Origin of the sequence: Pelagivirga sediminicola, assembly GCF_003072125.1 — a bacterium.
Classification (GTDB): Bacteria; Pseudomonadota; Alphaproteobacteria; order Rhodobacterales; family Rhodobacteraceae; genus Roseovarius; species Roseovarius sediminicola.
Window position 1 is genome coordinate 175,642 of sequence record NZ_QCYH01000003.1, and the last position, 16,843, is coordinate 192,484.

A 16,843-nucleotide genomic window follows, 5' to 3' on the forward strand; every position below is an offset into this window, starting at 1 on the left:
ATGACGCCATACAGCAAGATTGCTCTTGTGATTCGCACGATCGGCGCCGCGCGGGGCCGTGCGGCACGGGGCGGGCCGACAAGCCGGACCTGACGCCGCCGCCCTTTCCACCGCTTCTTGTATATGAGACCGACATGAACGCAATTCCCCCCCGCCGCACAGGTGGACGCGCCGCGCGGCGCGCCGAACGCTCTGCCCCGATCACTGGCGCCATGCGCTCCATCCGTCCCGGAATGGAAGGCGGGCGCTATAGCTCGCTGACCGATGCCGATGTGCTGCGCATCCACCACACTGCGCTGGATGCGCTGGAACAGATCGGGCTGGCCGATGGGCCGCCGAGCGGTGTTGAATATCTGACGGGCGCCGGCGCCGTTCTGGGCGATGACGGGCGCATCCGCTTTCCGCGTGCGCTGATCGAGGACACGATCGCGCGCGCCAACCGCAGCATCACCCTGATGGGCCGCGATCCGCAGCATGACATGCAGCTTTCCGGCACGCGCGTGCATTACGGCACCGCCGGGGCCGCCGTGCACATGGTCGACGTGGACGGGCGCAATTACCGCGAATGCACGGTGCAGGATCTGCATGATGCCGCGCGGATCGCCGATGTGCTGGACAACATCCATTTCGTCCAGCGCCCCATGGTCTGCCGCGACATTCCCGACAACATGGAGATGGACCTGAACACCATCTACGCCTGCTGCGCCGGCACGACCAAGCATGTCGGCGTCTCGTTCACCGAGCGCGCCTTTGCCCGCGAGGGCCTGAAAATGCTGCACATGATCGCGGGCAGCGAGGAGGCATGGCGCGAACGGCCTTTCGTGTCGAACTCCAACTGTTTCGTCGTGCCGCCGATGAAATTCGCCACCGAATCCTGCGAGGTGATGGAGGAAGTCATCCTGGGCGGGATGCCCGTGCTGCTGCTGAGCGCCGGCATGGCGGGCGCCACCGCGCCCTCGACCATCGCGGGCGCCATCGTGCAGGCGACCGCCGAATGCCTTGCCGGGCTGGTTTACGTGAACGCGGTGAAGCCGGGGCATCCGGCGATCTTCGGCACATGGCCATTCGGGCTGGACCTGCGGACCGGCGCGATGACCGGCGGGTCGGGCGAGCAGGCGCTGCTGAGCGCGGGCTGCGCGCAGATGCACCGGTTCTACGATCTGCCCGGCGGCGCGGCGGCAGGAATTACGGATGCCAAACTGCCCGACATGCAGGCGGGGTGGGAGGCGATGTGCTCCAACGTCATGGCGGGCCTTTCGGGGCTGAACATGGTGTATGAGGCGGCGGGGATGCACGCGTCCCTGCTGGGCTTCTGCCTTGAATCGCTGATCCTCGGCGACGATCTGATCGGCCACGCCCAGCGCTGCGTGCGCGGCATCGAGGTGGACGACGAAACACTTGCGCTGGAGCAGATCCGCGACGTCTGCATCGGCGGGCCGGGTCATTACCTTGGCACGGCGCAGACGCTCGCCCGGATGCAATCGGATTACCAGTATCCCAAGCTCGGCAACCGGATGAGCCCCAAATTATGGGACGAGGCGGGCAAGCCGGACCTCAACCGCGACACGACGGCGCGCAAGGAGGCGATCCTGTCCGAGCGCTCGGCCGCGCGGTTTGCGTCCGATGTGGATCAGGCGATCCGGCAGGCGTTCAAGATTCACCTTCCAACCTGATCCGCGTCCGGGTTAGGGTCTGCCGCGCAGCAGCAGGGGCGGGCGATGAGCACGACAGTTTTTTTCGCCGTCATCGGCGCCGCCATCCTTCATGCCGGCTGGAACGCGCTGGTCAAGGGCGGGATCGACAAGCGGGCCGCCATGGGCGCGGTCGTGATCGGCCACACGCCGCTTGCCCTGCTGGCGCTGCTGTTCGTGCCGCTTCCCCATGCCGACAGCTTGCCGTTCATGATCGGCGGTGTCGCCCTGCATGTGGGGTATCAGATTTTCCTGTTGCGGTCCTACGAGACCGGCGATCTGACGCAGGTCTATCCCATCGCGCGCGGGTCGGCACCGCTGATGGTCGCGCTGTTTTCCGTTCTGGTGCTGGGCGTTCATCTGGAGCGGGGAGAGATGCTGGCCGTGGCGATCATCGGTATCGGCATTCTCAGCCTCGCCGCCGTCCGGCGTGCGGACGGGCGGCGCAATCCGAACGCGGCGGCGCTGGCGCTGACAACGGGGCTGTTCATCGCATCCTATTCGCTGGTCGATGGCATGGGCGCGCGGCTGTCGGGATCGGCGCTGGCGTATTTCTCGTGGATGGCGCTGGCCAACGCGGCGCTGATGGCGCTCTACTTTGCCGCGCGCAGCCCCGCCACGCTGGTCCGGATCGCGCAGCACGGACACGTCCCGTTTCTGGTGGGCGGATCGGCGTCCTTTGTCGCCTACGCCGTGGTGACTTGGGCCTTCACGCAGGCGCCCATCGCGCTGGTCACGGCCCTGCGGGAGACCAGCATCGTCTTTGCCCTGCTGATCGGCGTCGTGGTCCTGAAGGAGCGGCTGGACCTGGCCAAGGTGCTGTCCACGGCGGCCACCCTGACCGGCGCGGTATTGCTGCGCTATGGTAGGTAACGGGCCCTCGGGGTTGCGTGGCCCGCAAAGATATCAACAAAGATAAATTCGCGGGACTGATCGAGGTCATGTTTGTTTCCCCCGCATGTCGGTAAGGATCAAGGCTGACTGCGCATCAAGGCGAGGCGCCTCGCCGTCCGCGACACCGCCTTTCGCGGCGGGTGCGGACAGGAACGTCACGAGTGCAAGCGGAGGCTGCGGGCAGACATGACCGATCTACAAATCCCGATCGACCTATTCCGGTGGGGCCTCGCGCTCTTGCCGATCCTCGTGCTGATGGTGCTGATGGTCGTGCTGCGCTGGACCGCGCCGCAGGCGGGAATGCTGGGCATGTTCGCGGCGGCGGCGGTGGCACTTTTCGTCTTCCAGACCCCGCTGGAGACGCTGGCCGTCGGCGGCGCCAAGGGCGTATGGGACGCGGTGTTCATCCTCTATGTCGTATGGCCTGCCTTGCTGCTCTACCAGGTGACCGACAAGGCCGGCGGGTATGAGGCGCTGCGCCTTGGCATCACCCGGTTCAGCAAGAATGAATTGTTCGTCGTGCTTGCGCTTGGCTGGGTGTTTTCGTCGTTCCTGCAGGGAATCGCGGGCTTCGGCACGCCGATTGCCGTGGTCGCGCCCCTCTTGGTCGCGTTCGGCGTGCGCCCGGTCTATGCGGTTGCCATCCCGATCATCGCCCATGTGTGGGCCAAGTTCTTTGGCACGCTCGCCGTTGGCTGGCTGGCCACGCTTCAGGTCGTCGATCTGGCGGACCCGGCGCAGGTGGCGTTCCAGACCGGTCTGCTGCTGATCATCCCGGTGGTGCTGGGCGGCTTTACCGTCGTGTGGATGTATGGCCGCGGTCCGGCGCTGCGCCATGCGTGGCCGCTGGTGCTGGTCATATCGGCCATTCACGGCGGCGGACAGGCGGTGATGACGCTGGTCGATCCTGTGCTGTCCACGTTCATTCCCGCAACGCTGGCGCTTCTGGCGCTTTACCCGCTGTCGCGCTGGAAGCGCTATGCGGTGATGCCGGACACCATCACCGACCGTCCGGCCATGCGGGGCGAGCGGGACGACACGCAGCTTGAGGCCACCGCGCCGATGAGCTTTGCGATGTCGTTCCTGCCCTATGTCCTGCTGACGGCGCTTACCATCGCCGCGCTGGTCATCGCGCCGCTCAAGCAGGCCCTTGGCGCGTTCAGCGTCGGCCTGCCATTCCCGGCCGTCACCACCGGGTACGGCATCGTGCGGGATGCGGTCGCGCCCTATTCGCCCTTCTCGCCGCTGACCCACCCGGGCACGTTCCTGCTGATCACGGCGCTGATCACATGGGCCGTCTATCACCTGCGGGGCTATTTTCAGGCGCAGTCACGCGCGACCGGCCACAAGGACGACCAGTCCGTTCTGGCCGCGCTCTTTGCCGATGCGGTTCCCGCCTCGGTCCCGGTGATCGCGTTTCTGGCCATGGCGCAGATCATGAACCATTCGGGCCAGAACGATGTGCTGGCGCTGGGCATCGCAGCGGTCGCGCCCGCTATGGCCTTTGCCTTCCTGTCCAGCAGCATCGGCGCGCTGGGGGCGTTCATGACGTCCTCCAGCACATCGTCTAACGTGCTGTTCTCGAACCTGCAGCAATCGGTGTCCGAGCTGAAATCGCTGCCGGAGGCGGGCATCATCGCGGCCCAGTCGGCGGGCGGGGCGCTGGGCAATGCCATCGCGCCGGCCAACGTCGTGCTGGGGGCCAGCACCGCCGGAATCAGCGGGCAGGAAGGCGCGATCATCCGCAAGACGCTGCCCTGGACGATCGCGGCCGTGCTGCTGACCGGCGCCGCGACCGTGCTGCTGGTCTGGGTGTTTCCATGAAACGTGAGGTCTGACCGATGAAAAGCCGTCTTTTTACCCTGAGCATCTCTCTGCTTCTGCTGCTGATCGCCTTTCCGTTGATCAGCATCGGCACCACGAATGGGCCTGCCCTGCTGTGGTGGCTGGGCCTTGCGTCGCTGGTGATCGGCGGCATCCTGCCGCCGCTGCGCCGGGTCTTCATCCCCAGCCAGCCGATGCCGGAGCCGACAAAAGTCGGCCTGCCCGAGGATGACCGCGTGTCCTGAGCCGCAGGCGGGGCAGGTGCCCCGATGTCGCGGGTTAAAGGCAAAACAATTTGCTGCTACTGCTGCAACCAATCGGCGTGTATCCGTATATCGGGCCGCCCGAAACCGTTGCAGAAAGCAGATATATGGCCCCATCCGACCACGATTGCCCGCTGTCACGTAAGCTGCGCACGCATATGCCGCTGGCGCGCGCCGATCTGGCGATTCTGGCCGATCTCCATGCGCGGCGCCGCACCTATCCGGCGGGCGCCGACATGATATTCGAGGGGCAGGCGGCGCATCCGCTCTATATCCTCTATGAGGGCTGGGCCAGCTCCTACAAGCTGCTGGCGGACGGCACGCGGCAGATCCTGGACTTTCAGATACCGGGCGACTCGCTGGGGCTGAACAGCATGCTTTTCCAAACCGCCGACCACAATATCGAGCCCATAACCGACATCGTGGCATCCGAGATCATCATCGGCGACGTGGCCGGCTTTTACGCCAGCTCGCCAACGCTCGCCACGGCGCTGCTGTGGGCGGCGGCGCGCGATCAGGCGATGGTGGTCGAGCATCTGATAAACGTCGGTCGCCGGGACGCGCAGCGGCGAACGGCGCATTTCCTGCTGGAGCTGGGCGCGCGCCTGATACTGGTCGGACGCGGCACGCGGCAGGGCTATGACTGCCCCTTGTCGCAATACCTGCTTGCCGATGCGCTGGGCCTGACCGCCGAGCATACCAACCGCGTCCTGCGGCAACTTCGGCAGGATGGGCTGGTGACGTTTCGCGATGGCAGGGTGGTTTTTGACGATCTTGAGGGTCTGATCAAGCTGGCCGATTTCGACATGGGATATCTCGACCACGGCGTCCTGCTGCGATAGCCGCCTGTCGCCCGCCCATCTGATCCAGATCATCGCGTCACTGCCGACACCGGGGCAAGCTGGCCCTGCCGGATATTCCGCAGCCCCGTCCGGAAAAAAGGAGTGACGCCATGACCAACCCCAACGGACCCCGCACCGGCCGCCCGCCCGTCTATGCCGCACGCGGCATGGTTTCCTCGCCGCATTATCTGGCGTCCGAATCCGGGCTGAAGGCCCTGCGCCAGGGCGGCAGCGCGGTGGATGCGTCGATTGCGCTGAACCTGACGATGGCGGTCGTCTATTCGCAGATGTCGGGCATCGGCGGCGACGGTTTCTGGCTGCTGGCCGGCGGCAAGGCCAAGGATGTCGAGGCGATCCGCGCCAGCGGCCCTTCGGCGGCCAAGGCCACGATCGAGCATTACCATCAGCAGGGCCACACCGGCAGGATCCCCGACCGCGGTCCGCTGGCGGCGCTGACCGTTCCCGGCGCGCTGGACGGGTTCCGCATCGCGCATGAGCGCTACGGCAAGCTGGACTGGGCGGACCTGTTCGAGGATGCGATCCACTATGCCCGCAATGGCTTTGCCGTCACGCGGTCGCTGGCCGACTGGCTGGTCGCGGACGAACACCTGCTGAACCAGTATCCCGGCATGGCCGAGACATTCCTGCCCACCGGCAAGCCGCAGCGCGAGGGCAGCTTCCTGGCGCAGCCGAAGCTGGCCGATACGCTGGAGCTGCTGGCGAAAAAGGGCGTGCGCGAGGCGTTCTACGAGGGCGAGCTGGCCGAGCGGATCTGCGCCGGGCTGGAGCCGGACGGATCGCCCCTGCGCGCGGATGATTTTGCCGAGTATCACGCCGAATGGGTCACGCCGATCACCACCACATATCGCGGCTACGACATCTATCAGCTGCCGCCCAGCACCCAGGGCATGACGGCGATTCAGGTGCTGAACCTGCTGGACGGCTATGACGTGGCCGGCTGGGGCGACAACACGGCCGACTATTACCACCACATGGCCGAGGCGCTGAAGGTCTCGGCCGCAGACCGTGACGAATGGCTGACCGACCCGGCTTTCGTCGATATCCCGCTGGATAAGCTGCTGAGCAAGGACTACGCCGACGAGCGGCGCCAATTGATCCGCGCGGACCGCGCCATTCAGCCCGGCGACATCACGGCGGGCCTGCGTTACGGCACCGAGTTCGACAAGCCTGCGCCCAAGGGCGGCACGGTCTATTTCTGCGTCACCGACAGCGACGGGCTGATGGTGTCGAAGATCCAGTCGCCCTATTACGATTTCGGCGCATGCGTCATGGGCGGCGACACCGGCATCATCATGCAGAACCGCGGCAGCTTTTTCTCGCTGGACGAGAATCATCCCAACTGCCTTGTGCCGAAGAAGCACACCTTCCACACGATCATCCCGGCGCTGGCGATGAAGGACGGCAAACCGGCGATCGCCTATGGCACGATGGGCGGCGAGGGCCAGTCGCAGACGCAGGCGGCGATGCTGACGCGGATGGTTGATTTCGGCTATGACGTACAGCAATCCATCGAGGCGCCGCGCTGGCTGTTTGGCCGGACCTGGGGCATGGAATCCAGCGATCTGTGGATCGAATCCGACGTGCCGGACAACGTCCTTCGCGAGCTGAAGCGCCGCGGCCAGCCGGTCAAGCTGGTCGGTCGCTGGGACAGCATCGTCGGCCACGCGCAGGCGATCCGCTGGAACGAGGACACCGGATTCTACGCGGGCGGCGCCGATCCGCGCGGCGATGGCAGCGCGGCAGGATACTGACGCGCGCGCTGAGGGCTTGGCGGGTCTGTCATCCGCCGAGTTCGTCAAGCCCCCGCGTCACCACGACCGAGCCAAGCGCCATCGCGGCGAAGATCACCAGTGTCACGTGCGGACCCGCCATCGAGGCCAGCGCGCCGAACAGGCCCGATCCCAGCAAGGCGATCCCGATCACCGTGTTCGACACGGCCGTATATGTCGCGCGGTTGTCGGCGGGGGCCATGTCCACCAGATAGATGACGCGCCCCTGCCGGACCCCGTGATAGGCGATCATCAGCACGAACAGCACCAGCGGCAGCGCCCAGATCGTGCCCGATGCGCCCGCCAGATCCAGCGCGACAGCCGCCAGCAGGGCGCCCGCCCCGGCCACGCCCGACAGCATCAGCACCTTGCGGCTGGACCTGTCGGCCATCCGGCCCCAGATCCACGAGCTGAGCGTCGACGCGATGGAGGACGCCAGAACCAGCGCGCCCAGCCGGTCAAAGCTGCCCTGGCCCGCCTGCGCACCCAGCAGCACGATATAGGGCGGCGCCAGCGCCGTCGCCGTCAGCAATCCGCGCGCCCAGATGAAGCGGCGCAGCTGCGCGTCATGGCGCAAAACGCTCAGCTGGCTCAGCACCGGTTTGCCCGACTGGCCGGGCAAAGGCTCTTCCCACAAGGTCGAGAAAAGCAGCCCCGCGCCGAGCCAGAGCAGCGCGGCGAGCGCGATGGCCACCACCACCAGCGCCGCGCGGTCCACCAGCCCGCTGATGAGGACAAGCGCAAAGATCACGACAGCCGCCGCGCCCAGAGAGGTGGCCACGCCCGTTGCCGCGCCGCGCCGTGATTGGCCCACAGTCTTGCCTAGGATATCGCTGTAGCTGACCGAACAGATCGACCGCGAAATGGCCAGCACAGCCAGAAATGCGCAGATGACGGCCCCGGCGGCAGCGCCCTTCAGCGTCAGCGCCGCCAACGCGATCCCCGCCGCCGCCACCCCCTGCCCGATGCAGCCAGCAACCCATGCCCATTTGCGGCGCGTCATGCCCTGCACATGCGGCGCAGTAAACAGTTGCGGCAGCAGCGCGCCGGCCTCGCGGATCGGAACCAGCAGCCCGACGAAAAACGCGGACGCCCCAAGATGCGTCAGCAGCCACGAAAGCACCAGTTTCGGATCGATCAACCCGTCCGCGATCTTGCTCATCGACAGCGACGAGGCGTGGCGCAGGAAATTTGCCGGCTCATGCCGCGCCTGTTTCTCCGACAGCCCGCCCGTGCCTTCGGTATTGTCGACCAGTGCGGCAAAGATCGCACCGGGAAAGCTGGTCTTTGTCATCAGGCTATCCGTTCAGGTTTCGCAGGCACCGGGCGGCTGCGGCCAAGTGGCCGGCACCACCGCCATGCACGCCACCATAAACGGGGCACCGCCGAAAATACCAGTCGCGGCGCGGCGGCGAGGCAACGCGTTTGCGCCCAGCTCGCTCAGGAACGCCCTACGGGCAACCATGTCGGGTCTCTGGACTAGAGGATCTGGCTGAGGAATTGCTGCGTGCGCGGGTCCTGCGCATTGTCAAAGAACGTCGCAGGCGGGCCGGATTCCACGATCACGCCGCGATCGGTGAAATAGACGCAATCGGCAATCTCGCGCGCGAAACCCATCTCATGCGTAACTAGGATGCAGGTCATGCCATCGGCGGCCAGATCCTTGATCGTGGTCAGCACTTCCTTGACCGTTTCGGGATCCAGCGCCGCCGTCACCTCGTCGAACAGCATCACATCAGGGTTCATCGCAAGGCTGCGCGCGATCGCGACGCGCTGTTGCTGGCCGCCCGACAGCTCGCCGGGATAGGCGTCTTCCTTGCCCTCCAGCCGGACCTTGGCGATCAGCTTGCGCGCGCGCGCCTCCACCTCGGCGCGGTTCTGGCGCAGCACCTTGATGGGCGCCATCATCACGTTTTGCAGAACGGTCTTGTGCGGAAACAGGTTGTATTGCTGGAACACCATGCCGACCTTCTTGCGCAGCGACAGCTTGTCCAGCTTGGGATCGTTCACCTCCAGCCCCTCGACGGTGATCGAGCCGGACTGAATGTCGTTGAGCGCGTTGATGCAGCGGATCAGGGTCGATTTTCCCGAGCCCGAGGGGCCGATGATGCAGATCACCTCGCCCTTCATCACGTCGAGCGTGATGCCGCGCAGCACCTCGACCGTGCCAAAGGATTTGTGCACGTCCCGCAGCGAGACGATCGGCTGATCGGGGGTCCAGGTCATCGTGGCCTCGTTCATAGTTTCACCGAATATTTGCGTTCCAGCAGCCGGGTCACGGCGCTGATCGGATAGCAGTAGATGAAGAACCAGCTGAGGATATAAAGATACATCGGGATCAGCAGGTCGACCCGGCCCTCGGCGCTGAGCGCGGCGCGGGTCAGGGCCATCACGTCGTTGACCCCGATGATCGACACCAGCGGCGTCGCCATGGTCAGCACCGCGTAAAGGTTCATCCACGAGGGCAGCACGCGCTTGACCGTCTGCGGCAGGATCACGTCCGTCATGATCTGCCTGCGTGAGAACCCCAGCGATTCCGCCGACTCCCACTGCCCCGTCGGGATCGAAAGGATCGCGCCGCGCATATATTCGGACATATAGGCCATGACCGGCAGCGACAGGCCCAGCACCGCCTTGATCCAGCCGGGAAAGGGAATGGTGGTGCCGAAAACCTCGATCTGGAAGGGGATCAGAAGGATGCAGTAAAACAGCAACACCAGCCATGGCGAGTTGCGGAAGAACTGCGTGACCAGCCACGCAATGCTGCGGACGGGGCGCAGGGGCGACACCTGCAACACGCCGAGGACCACGCCCATCGCGGTGCCGATCGCCATGGACAGAATGGAAATCAGCACGTTGAAGCCAAACCCCTTGGCCAGCGTCGGCGTCCATTCCAGCAATATCGAGATGACGCCGGGCTTTTCCGGCGCCGCGTCCTGCGCAAAGGCGGGCGCGATCAGCACGGCGGCAAAAGCCAGCATCAATGCGGTCAGCGTCCAGAGGTTGAACATCCGGTCCGCCAGCGGCAGCGCATCCGCGCGGATCCGCATGGGGTGAAGGACGGCCATCTGTCCGCGAACGGGGGTTTTGCGCGCCATGGTCACTCTCCGTATCCGGGGATGCGCAGCGTCTTTTCCCAGCGGTGCAGCACCCAGACGAGGACGGCGACAAGGCCGACGTAAGACACCAGCAGCACGTTCATCATCTCGCGCACATTGAGGTCTTCGGACCAGATCTGCGCCGAGACATAGAGCAGCTCCGGCACGGCGATCGCATAGGCCAGAGTGGTTGTCTTGACGAGGTTGACCAGGTTCGTCCCCAGCGCGGGCAAGGAGATGCGCACCGCCAGCGGCAGCACGATGTCGCGGTAGATCTGCAGGCGCGTATATCCCAGCGCCTCCGCCGCCTCGACGGTGGAGCGCGGCACAGCCTCGACCCCGGCGCGGAATATCTCGACATTCAGCGCGCCGGCGAACAGCGACAGGGAAATGATCGCCCAGCCGAAATTGCTGACCAACGGCTGGGGCAGGCCATTTTCGCCGGTGATGCGCAGCACGGTGCCGATGGCGAAATAGAAGAAATAAAGCTGCACCAGCGGCGGCGTGTTGCGGAAAAACGCGACAAAAGCGCCGACAAGAACGCGCAGCGTGCGCGACGGCGCACCCTGAACAGCCGCCCCCAGAACGCCAACCACCAGCGAAAAGAAGATGGACAGGACCGACAGCTTCACCGTCATCCACAGCCCTGCCAGATAGCGGCCCCGGTTGTAGTCGTCGCTGACCACCACCAGATCCAGAAACCAGTCGGGCCGCAGCCAGTCCATCAGGGTTGTCAGCAGGTCCATGCGGGTGTCGGGCCTTCCTGGGGTTGATCAAGGCCGTCCCGGCGCATCGGGCGCCGGGACGGGCCGAGCACTTACTTCAGCTTGTCGTGCTGTTCCTGCAGGAACGGGCTGGCCGCGATGCCGTTCGCCTCGTTCCGCTCCAGAAGATAGCCGGTCTTGTGCCAATCGGTGACGATTTCGCTCATCTTCTGGCCATATGCCTCGTCCAGCGCATCCAGCGGGACGGCAATTGACCATGCCTGCGGATCTTCCGTCTCGAAGGGCATTTCGTAATCGGCCCATTGATCATCCGACGCCAACTGCGATTCGATCCATGTGTTGTCATAGAGAAAACCGATGCAGCTGCCGTTCTTCAGCGCCGACGTGACTTCGGGAATGCCCGCGAACGCCACAAGGTTCGGGCCGTACAGCTGCGTCACCCGCTTGTTGTAGTACGACCCTTGCAGCGCGCACAGATCCTTGCCTTTCAGGTCTTCCCATTCCTTCAGCCCGGCAGCCTTGGGCGCCAGAACATTGGTGCCGCCCGCATAGTAATTCGGCTCGATCATGCCCACTACTTCGCGGCGCTGCGGGTTATCGCCCATGGTGGCGATGATAAGGTCGATCCGGCCTTGCTGCAGGAATTCCATGCGGTTGGAGGCCACGACCGGAACCAGTTCGGCCTCGACGCCCAGACGCTCGGCGACATCCTTGGCCAGGTCGATCTCCAGCCCCTTCAACTCGCCGTCCGAGGTCAGATAGCCCCAGGGTTTATAGTCCTGCTTGACGCCGACGACGATTTTGTCGGCATCCTTGATGTCCTGCAATTTGTCGGCCAGCGCGCCGCTGCCGATGACCGCGGTGATCGCGCCCGTCAGTACGGCCTTGATGAAGGTGTTCATTTACATCTCCTGTGTCGGTTCTCTCCGGCACGGATTGCGCCGGTTGTCATTTTGATGCGGCTTCGCATCCACTGAGTCCAGACAGAAAGAAGTAACAGATGAAAAACTTCTGGCAAGAAAGTACAGTTTGTAACAATCATGGATGACATTGACTGTTCCCTCCCGGAAAAATGGACAATGCCATGGGCGCGAGCCTCACGACGATCACCGAAAAGCTGACGCACGCCCTGCCGACGCTGCCGCGCAAACTGGCGGTCGCCGCGCGATATGCGCTGGACAACCCGGAGCGTATCGCGCTGGAATCGATGCGCGCCAGCGCTCAGGCTTGCGGTGTGTCCGGGCCCACGCTCCTGCGCCTGGCGCGGCATATGGGATTTGCCGGATACGATGAATTTCGCAAGGATTTCCAGCATATCGTCATCGAGCAAAGCTTTGCACCGCGCGTTCAGGCGTTGCGAAGCGGCTTTCGCAACGCGCCGCAGGGCAATCTGGCACGCGATCTGGCCGAAGCCGCTAGCCGCAACATCGCCGAGACCGCGGCGCAGCTCGATCCGGCCGCGATCACGGCATTCGTGTCCTCTACCGCGCGCGGCGGGCGGACTTTCGTGATTGGCGCCGGGTCAATGTATTGGCTCGCCGGCCTTATGGAAGCGACGGGGCGGATCGCGCTGTCTGATCTGGTGTCACTGGCGGGTGGCAACGTGTCGGCGACCGAACGGATTTTGACGATTCGCCCGCGTGATACGCTTCTGGCGCTTGGCGTGGCGCCCTATGCGGTGCAGACGGTCGATGCCATGCATTACGCCCGGCGCGCGGGCGCCGATGTGTTCGCGATCACCGACAGGCCCAGCTCTCCCCTGGCGCTTTTTGCCAAGGCGGTGTTCGTGACGCCCACCGACAGCCCGCATTACTACCCCTCCACCATCGCGGTGCAACTGGTGGTCGAGACGCTGCTGGCCGCATGCGTCGCCGCCAGCGGCGATTCCACACGCCAGAGGCTGAAACAGATCGACGAGATCCGGCGCGCCAGCGGATCCTACATGGATTGAGACCGCGCCGAAGCGATATCGGATCGCGTCAGCATGCGTTGAGCGCTCAGAGTTTTTGACCCGCTCGACGGCCCGAACATAAAAGCGCTTTCAAAGTGGCAAAACGATCATTATCGATACGCGCGGCACAAGCATGGCACGTCATGGCCATGTTTGGCCATCAACGTACCACGAATTCGGCGTGCAGGGCGCCGGCCGCCTTTATGCTTTTGAGAATATCGATCATGTCGCGCGGCGCGACCCCCAGCGCGTTGAGCCCGGCCACCACTTCGGCCAAGGTCGTGCCCGGCGGCACTTCGGCCAGTCCAATGCCCGGCTCCTCTTCGATATCCACATTCGTGCGCGGAACGATCATGGTTTCCCCCTCGGCAAAGGGGTTGGGCTGCACAGCTATCGGCGCTTCCTGAACCCTCAGCGTAAGGTTGCCCTGCGACACCGCGATCCGACTGATGCTCACGTCCTGGCCCATCACGATTGTGCCGGACCGCTGGTCCACCACGACACGCGCCTTGCGTTCGGGTTCCACAAGCAGGTTTTCGATGCGGGCAAGCGCATGCGCCGGAGACGTCATGCGGGTGCGGCCGATGTCCAGCCGGACCGTTCCGCTATCCAGCATGATCGCCACCGCACGGCCGAAACTGCCGTTTATCACCGCCTCGATACGTCCCGCCGTCGTAAAGTCCGGCTCCCGCAATGCGAGCCGAAGCGAGTCGAGCGAGTCCAGTTCGAACGCGATCTCCCGCTCGACCCGCGCGCCGGACGGGATGGTGCCCGATGTCGGCACGCCTTGCGTCACGGTCGCGGCGTCTCCCTTGGCCGCGGCACCGCCGGCGATGATCGTTCCCTGCGCCACGGCGTAGATCTGTCCGTCGGCCGCATTCAGCGGCGTCATCACAAGGGTACCGCCAAGCAGGCTGTCCGCATCACCGATTGCGGAAACCGTTACGTCAATCTGGCCTCCCGCCCGTGCGAAGGGTGGCAGGCTGGCCGTCACCAGAACCGCGGCGACGTTCTTGGGGCGAAACTGCTCGCCAGCGACGTTGACCCCAAGCCGTTCGAGAATGTTCGACATGATCTCTTCGGTGAACGGCGCGTTTCGCAACCCGTCCCCGGTGCCGTTCAGGCCGACGACCAGCCCGTAGCCGATCAGATCGTTGCCGCGCACGCCGTCGAATTCGACCAGATCCTTGATCCTGATCTGGCTTGCCAGGGCAATCGCCGTGCCGCAAAAACTGAATACGATCGCGCAAAGGGTGATACGAATGGCGTTTATCAAAGGAAATTCACCAAATTGAGGCGCGAAGTCCGCGCGGTAAGCGTGTAGATCGTCTCAAGCTGCAGCTGGACCTGCTCCAGCGCGCTGGCGGTCTCGAACATGTCCACGGACATGATCTTGTTGCGCATCATGGACAGGCTGGTCTCTTCGGCAGAGTTGCGGGCCATCGCCCGGTCGATGCGCGCCTCGGCATGACCGAGATCGGATCTGATATGCGTCAGCGCATCCGTATCAGACAGGATTGCCGCGCCCGCGGCCTGCATGAGAGCGCCGCGTTGGCCCTGCGCCAGGGTCAGCCCGTCGTCGCCCGCAAGAGCGGCCATGACCGCGCTCTTCATGGCCGAGCGCAAGGCAGGGTCGTCCGCGCGGACCGACAGTTGGACAGATTCCCCGGCGCCCAGCCGGAATGGCGACATATCCTGATCGCCGCCCTTGTAAGCGATCGACCTGAACCCGCCGCCGGGCGTGTCGAAGAACGTATCTAGCGCGGCAATAACCCCCGCCGCATCGCTTGCCCCCGACACGGCGCTGCGAGCCGCATTCATCATTTCATCACCGCTGATCAGCGGCGCCGAAGCCAGATCCGTACCCGAAAAGACGGGCCGTCCTGCCACATGGGTATTGAGCGCCGAGATCATCGCGTCGAGCCCGCCGCGCGCGGCGGTCGCCGCCGCGTCAAACGCTCCACCCTCCTGAATGCCCGTGCTGAATATCGTGGCGCCTGAGATTTCGGTCAGCTGGGCGTGCACCATACCGAGTGCCGTCTGCATTGTCGTCGCCTGCACGGCTGCCTCCGCGCTGGCCGTCTTCTGCGCGGCGTTGAGCGTTAGCCGATGCTCGATATCAGACAGCGTGCCGAAACTGGCCCCCACCCGGCGCGTGACATCGGCCGTCTGGCCCGATGACAGTTCCTGCGTGAGTTGGCCGAGGCGCGATTGCAATGTCGCGCTTTGCCTCCGGGTCGTCATGAATTGTGCAAGATCGCCTATCGCGGGAAAACTCATGGCTCAAATCCTCAACAAGGTTTGCATCATTTCATCAAGCGTCCGGATCATGCGCGCATTGGCGCCGTAGGCCTGCTCGATGATCAAAAGTCGCTGCGTTTCGGCGTCCGAACTGACCCCGTCGCTATGAAGACGTGTCTGCAGTTCGGTCTGCCGGACGGCCGCATAGCTGGACGTGCGATCCTCGGCCATCGCCGATTGCGCAAGATGCGAAACCAACCCGCCAATGCGCTGGGCCGCGGTGCTGGACCCGATGCTGATATCGCCGGACACCGGCACCCGGCGCGCCGACAGCGCATCGCTCATCGCGCCCAGAAGCGCGGCGTTGCCGGTCGCGCCCGGTGCAGACGCGCCCAATCCGTCGCGAACGCGCCACAGCTCGTTGCCTGCCTGTGTGTCGACCTTCTCGTTCAGGGCCATGCGCCCGGCGATGCCGATCTCGTCTGCCGCTGCGAAAACGCCGCCGCCGTCGGTGAACAGACCGGCCTCGCCGCCCGTGCGGCTGGGGTCGACCGACGGGTCCTGCAACCGCTCGATCACGTCGCGCGCCACGGCATCCAGCTGAGATTGCGCATCCGTGGCCAATGTATCGCGGATGTCGAACAGGGCCGACAATCGGCCACCCTCCAGCGGGCTGCGGGGCCCGCCGGGCGCAACGTCGCGGTCATTTATGCGGATACCGGACAGCATTCCGCCCTCCATCGTCATGTGGGGCTCGATCACGTTGCTTTGCGTGAAGTCCAACGTGACCGCGGGCCCATCCAGCAGCAGCGCGCCGCGCGGCGTCATCAGGGCAACGGCTCCGCCGTCACGCGGGACCTCGCGAACGGGCACCAACTCGGCGATGCGGTCGATCACGACCTGCCGGTGGTCCAGCAATCCCGAGCTGTCCCCGCCTGACCGGCGCGCCGCCTGGATCTGGACGTTCAGATCCTGCACTTGCGCGAGGTCCACGTTCAGGCTGCGCACGGCGCTTGCGATTTCCGCCTCGGCGGCCATCCTTTGATCCTGGATCGTCGCTGCGGCGGCGTTGAATCCGGCCGCCAGTTCCCCGGCGCGCAGCGACACGGCCTGAAGCCGGCCCGCCTCGTCGGGGCGGCTGGCGGCAGAGGTCAGCGCCGCGTCAAGCGCGGCGATGCGCGCGGACAGCGATCCCGGCTGATCCGGCGTGCCGACACTATCCCGGACGGCGCCGAGAAACCTGGCCCGCGTCTCGCTGTGGGACAAAGCGGAATCCGCCTCGCGGCGATCGGACAGCACGCCCGCATCCACATGACGGGTCACACCGTCGACACGCACGCCGCCGCCGGTGCCGTATCCATCCTGGGTAAGCGCAAGGTCGCGGCGGCCATAGCCATCGGTATGAATGTTGGCCAGGTTCGAGGACACCACGCTTGCTGCGCGGGCATTTGCGGTCAGGCCGCTCAGCGCGTTGGACAGGGCAGAGGTGAGGGTCATCGCAGTGCCTTTCAATCGAGTGAAGAT

15 protein-coding genes are annotated in these 16,843 nt (G+C 64.9%); 7 read left to right on the forward strand and 8 right to left on the reverse strand.

What is annotated here, in order from left to right; genetic code table 11:
- Window positions 1-134: 134 nt before the first annotated feature.
- From DC366_RS07150 to ggt, 6 genes are all read left to right on the forward strand, one after another.
- Window positions 135-1,673 (forward strand): trimethylamine methyltransferase family protein, encoded by a 1,539-nt coding sequence (locus tag DC366_RS07150; protein ID WP_108691515.1) that lies wholly within the window; start codon window positions 135-137, stop codon window positions 1,671-1,673.
- Between the two features lie 45 nt (window positions 1,674-1,718).
- Entirely contained in the window at window positions 1,719-2,564 is an 846-nt protein-coding gene (locus DC366_RS07155) for an EamA family transporter (protein WP_108691516.1), read from the forward strand.
- A gap of 207 nt (window positions 2,565-2,771) precedes the next feature.
- Window positions 2,772-4,409, forward strand: a complete 1,638-nt coding sequence (locus DC366_RS07160; protein ID WP_108691517.1) for an L-lactate permease — start codon at window positions 2,772-2,774, stop codon at window positions 4,407-4,409.
- Window positions 4,410-4,426: 17 nt separating this feature from the next.
- Window positions 4,427-4,654, forward strand: coding sequence for a hypothetical protein (locus DC366_RS07165; protein WP_108691518.1), 228 nt, complete (start codon window positions 4,427-4,429; stop codon window positions 4,652-4,654).
- A gap of 125 nt (window positions 4,655-4,779) precedes the next feature.
- Entirely contained in the window at window positions 4,780-5,514 is a 735-nt protein-coding gene (locus tag DC366_RS07170) for a Crp/Fnr family transcriptional regulator (protein ID WP_108691714.1), read from the forward strand.
- A gap of 110 nt (window positions 5,515-5,624) precedes the next feature.
- Window positions 5,625-7,286: a gamma-glutamyltransferase gene (ggt, locus tag DC366_RS07175; RefSeq protein ID WP_108691519.1), complete on the forward strand. Its 1,662-nt coding sequence runs from the start codon at window positions 5,625-5,627 to the stop codon at window positions 7,284-7,286.
- Between the two features lie 28 nt (window positions 7,287-7,314).
- Here the strand turns inward: ggt and DC366_RS07180 are convergent, their stop codons facing one another.
- From DC366_RS07180 to DC366_RS07200, 5 genes are all read right to left on the reverse strand, one after another.
- Window positions 7,315-8,598 carry an MFS transporter gene (locus tag DC366_RS07180; RefSeq protein ID WP_108691520.1) on the reverse strand — a complete coding sequence of 428 codons (1,284 nt, stop codon included), beginning with the start codon at window positions 8,596-8,598 and terminating at the stop codon, window positions 7,315-7,317.
- Between the two features lie 185 nt (window positions 8,599-8,783).
- Window positions 8,784-9,530 carry an amino acid ABC transporter ATP-binding protein gene (locus DC366_RS07185; protein ID WP_108691715.1) on the reverse strand — a complete coding sequence of 249 codons (747 nt, stop codon included), beginning with the start codon at window positions 9,528-9,530 and terminating at the stop codon, window positions 8,784-8,786.
- Between the two features lie 11 nt (window positions 9,531-9,541).
- A complete protein-coding gene (locus tag DC366_RS07190; RefSeq protein ID WP_108691521.1) occupies window positions 9,542-10,402 on the reverse strand; it encodes an amino acid ABC transporter permease in 861 nt (286 codons plus the stop codon).
- Between the two features lie 2 nt (window positions 10,403-10,404).
- Window positions 10,405-11,148 carry an amino acid ABC transporter permease gene (locus DC366_RS07195; protein ID WP_108691522.1) on the reverse strand — a complete coding sequence of 248 codons (744 nt, stop codon included), beginning with the start codon at window positions 11,146-11,148 and terminating at the stop codon, window positions 10,405-10,407.
- Between the two features lie 71 nt (window positions 11,149-11,219).
- On the reverse strand, window positions 11,220-12,029 hold the full coding sequence (locus DC366_RS07200; protein ID WP_108691523.1) for a transporter substrate-binding domain-containing protein: 810 nt from the start codon (window positions 12,027-12,029) through the stop codon (window positions 11,220-11,222).
- 182 nt (window positions 12,030-12,211) lie between these two features.
- Between DC366_RS07200 and DC366_RS07205 the strand changes: the two genes are divergently transcribed.
- Entirely contained in the window at window positions 12,212-13,078 is an 867-nt protein-coding gene (locus DC366_RS07205; RefSeq protein ID WP_165802866.1) for a MurR/RpiR family transcriptional regulator, read from the forward strand.
- 160 nt (window positions 13,079-13,238) lie between these two features.
- Here the strand turns inward: DC366_RS07205 and DC366_RS07210 are convergent, their stop codons facing one another.
- From DC366_RS07210 to flgK, 3 genes are read right to left on the reverse strand one after another with little or no spacing between them, the layout of a single operon-like run.
- A complete protein-coding gene (locus tag DC366_RS07210; RefSeq protein WP_243405073.1) occupies window positions 13,239-14,321 on the reverse strand; it encodes a flagellar basal body P-ring protein FlgI in 1,083 nt (360 codons plus the stop codon).
- Between the two features lie 29 nt (window positions 14,322-14,350).
- On the reverse strand, window positions 14,351-15,358 hold the full coding sequence (locus tag DC366_RS07215; protein WP_108691525.1) for a flagellin: 1,008 nt from the start codon (window positions 15,356-15,358) through the stop codon (window positions 14,351-14,353).
- A 3-nt stretch (window positions 15,359-15,361) separates the two neighbouring features.
- Complete coding sequence (gene flgK / locus DC366_RS07220) at window positions 15,362-16,816, reverse strand: flagellar hook-associated protein FlgK (RefSeq protein WP_108691526.1); 1,455 nt, start codon at window positions 16,814-16,816, stop codon at window positions 15,362-15,364.
- Window positions 16,817-16,843 lie beyond the last annotated feature (27 nt).

Coding starts and splice junctions, on each gene's coding strand:
- DC366_RS07150 (WP_108691515.1), top strand. CDS start 135: ATGAACGCAATTCCCCCCCGCCGCACAGGTGGACGCGCCGCGCGGCGC.
- DC366_RS07155 (WP_108691516.1), top strand. CDS start 1,719: ATGAGCACGACAGTTTTTTTCGCCGTCATCGGCGCCGCCATCCTTCAT.
- DC366_RS07160 (WP_108691517.1), top strand. CDS start 2,772: ATGACCGATCTACAAATCCCGATCGACCTATTCCGGTGGGGCCTCGCG.
- DC366_RS07165 (WP_108691518.1), top strand. CDS start 4,427: ATGAAAAGCCGTCTTTTTACCCTGAGCATCTCTCTGCTTCTGCTGCTG.
- DC366_RS07170 (WP_108691714.1), top strand. CDS start 4,780: ATGGCCCCATCCGACCACGATTGCCCGCTGTCACGTAAGCTGCGCACG.
- ggt (WP_108691519.1), top strand. CDS start 5,625: ATGACCAACCCCAACGGACCCCGCACCGGCCGCCCGCCCGTCTATGCC.
- DC366_RS07180 (WP_108691520.1), bottom strand. CDS start 8,598: ATGACAAAGACCAGCTTTCCCGGTGCGATCTTTGCCGCACTGGTCGAC.
- DC366_RS07185 (WP_108691715.1), bottom strand. CDS start 9,530: ATGACCTGGACCCCCGATCAGCCGATCGTCTCGCTGCGGGACGTGCAC.
- DC366_RS07190 (WP_108691521.1), bottom strand. CDS start 10,402: ATGGCGCGCAAAACCCCCGTTCGCGGACAGATGGCCGTCCTTCACCCC.
- DC366_RS07195 (WP_108691522.1), bottom strand. CDS start 11,148: ATGGACCTGCTGACAACCCTGATGGACTGGCTGCGGCCCGACTGGTTT.
- DC366_RS07200 (WP_108691523.1), bottom strand. CDS start 12,029: ATGAACACCTTCATCAAGGCCGTACTGACGGGCGCGATCACCGCGGTC.
- DC366_RS07205 (WP_165802866.1), top strand. CDS start 12,212: ATGGGCGCGAGCCTCACGACGATCACCGAAAAGCTGACGCACGCCCTG.
- DC366_RS07215 (WP_108691525.1), bottom strand. CDS start 15,358: ATGAGTTTTCCCGCGATAGGCGATCTTGCACAATTCATGACGACCCGG.
- flgK (WP_108691526.1), bottom strand. CDS start 16,816: ATGACCCTCACCTCTGCCCTGTCCAACGCGCTGAGCGGCCTGACCGCA.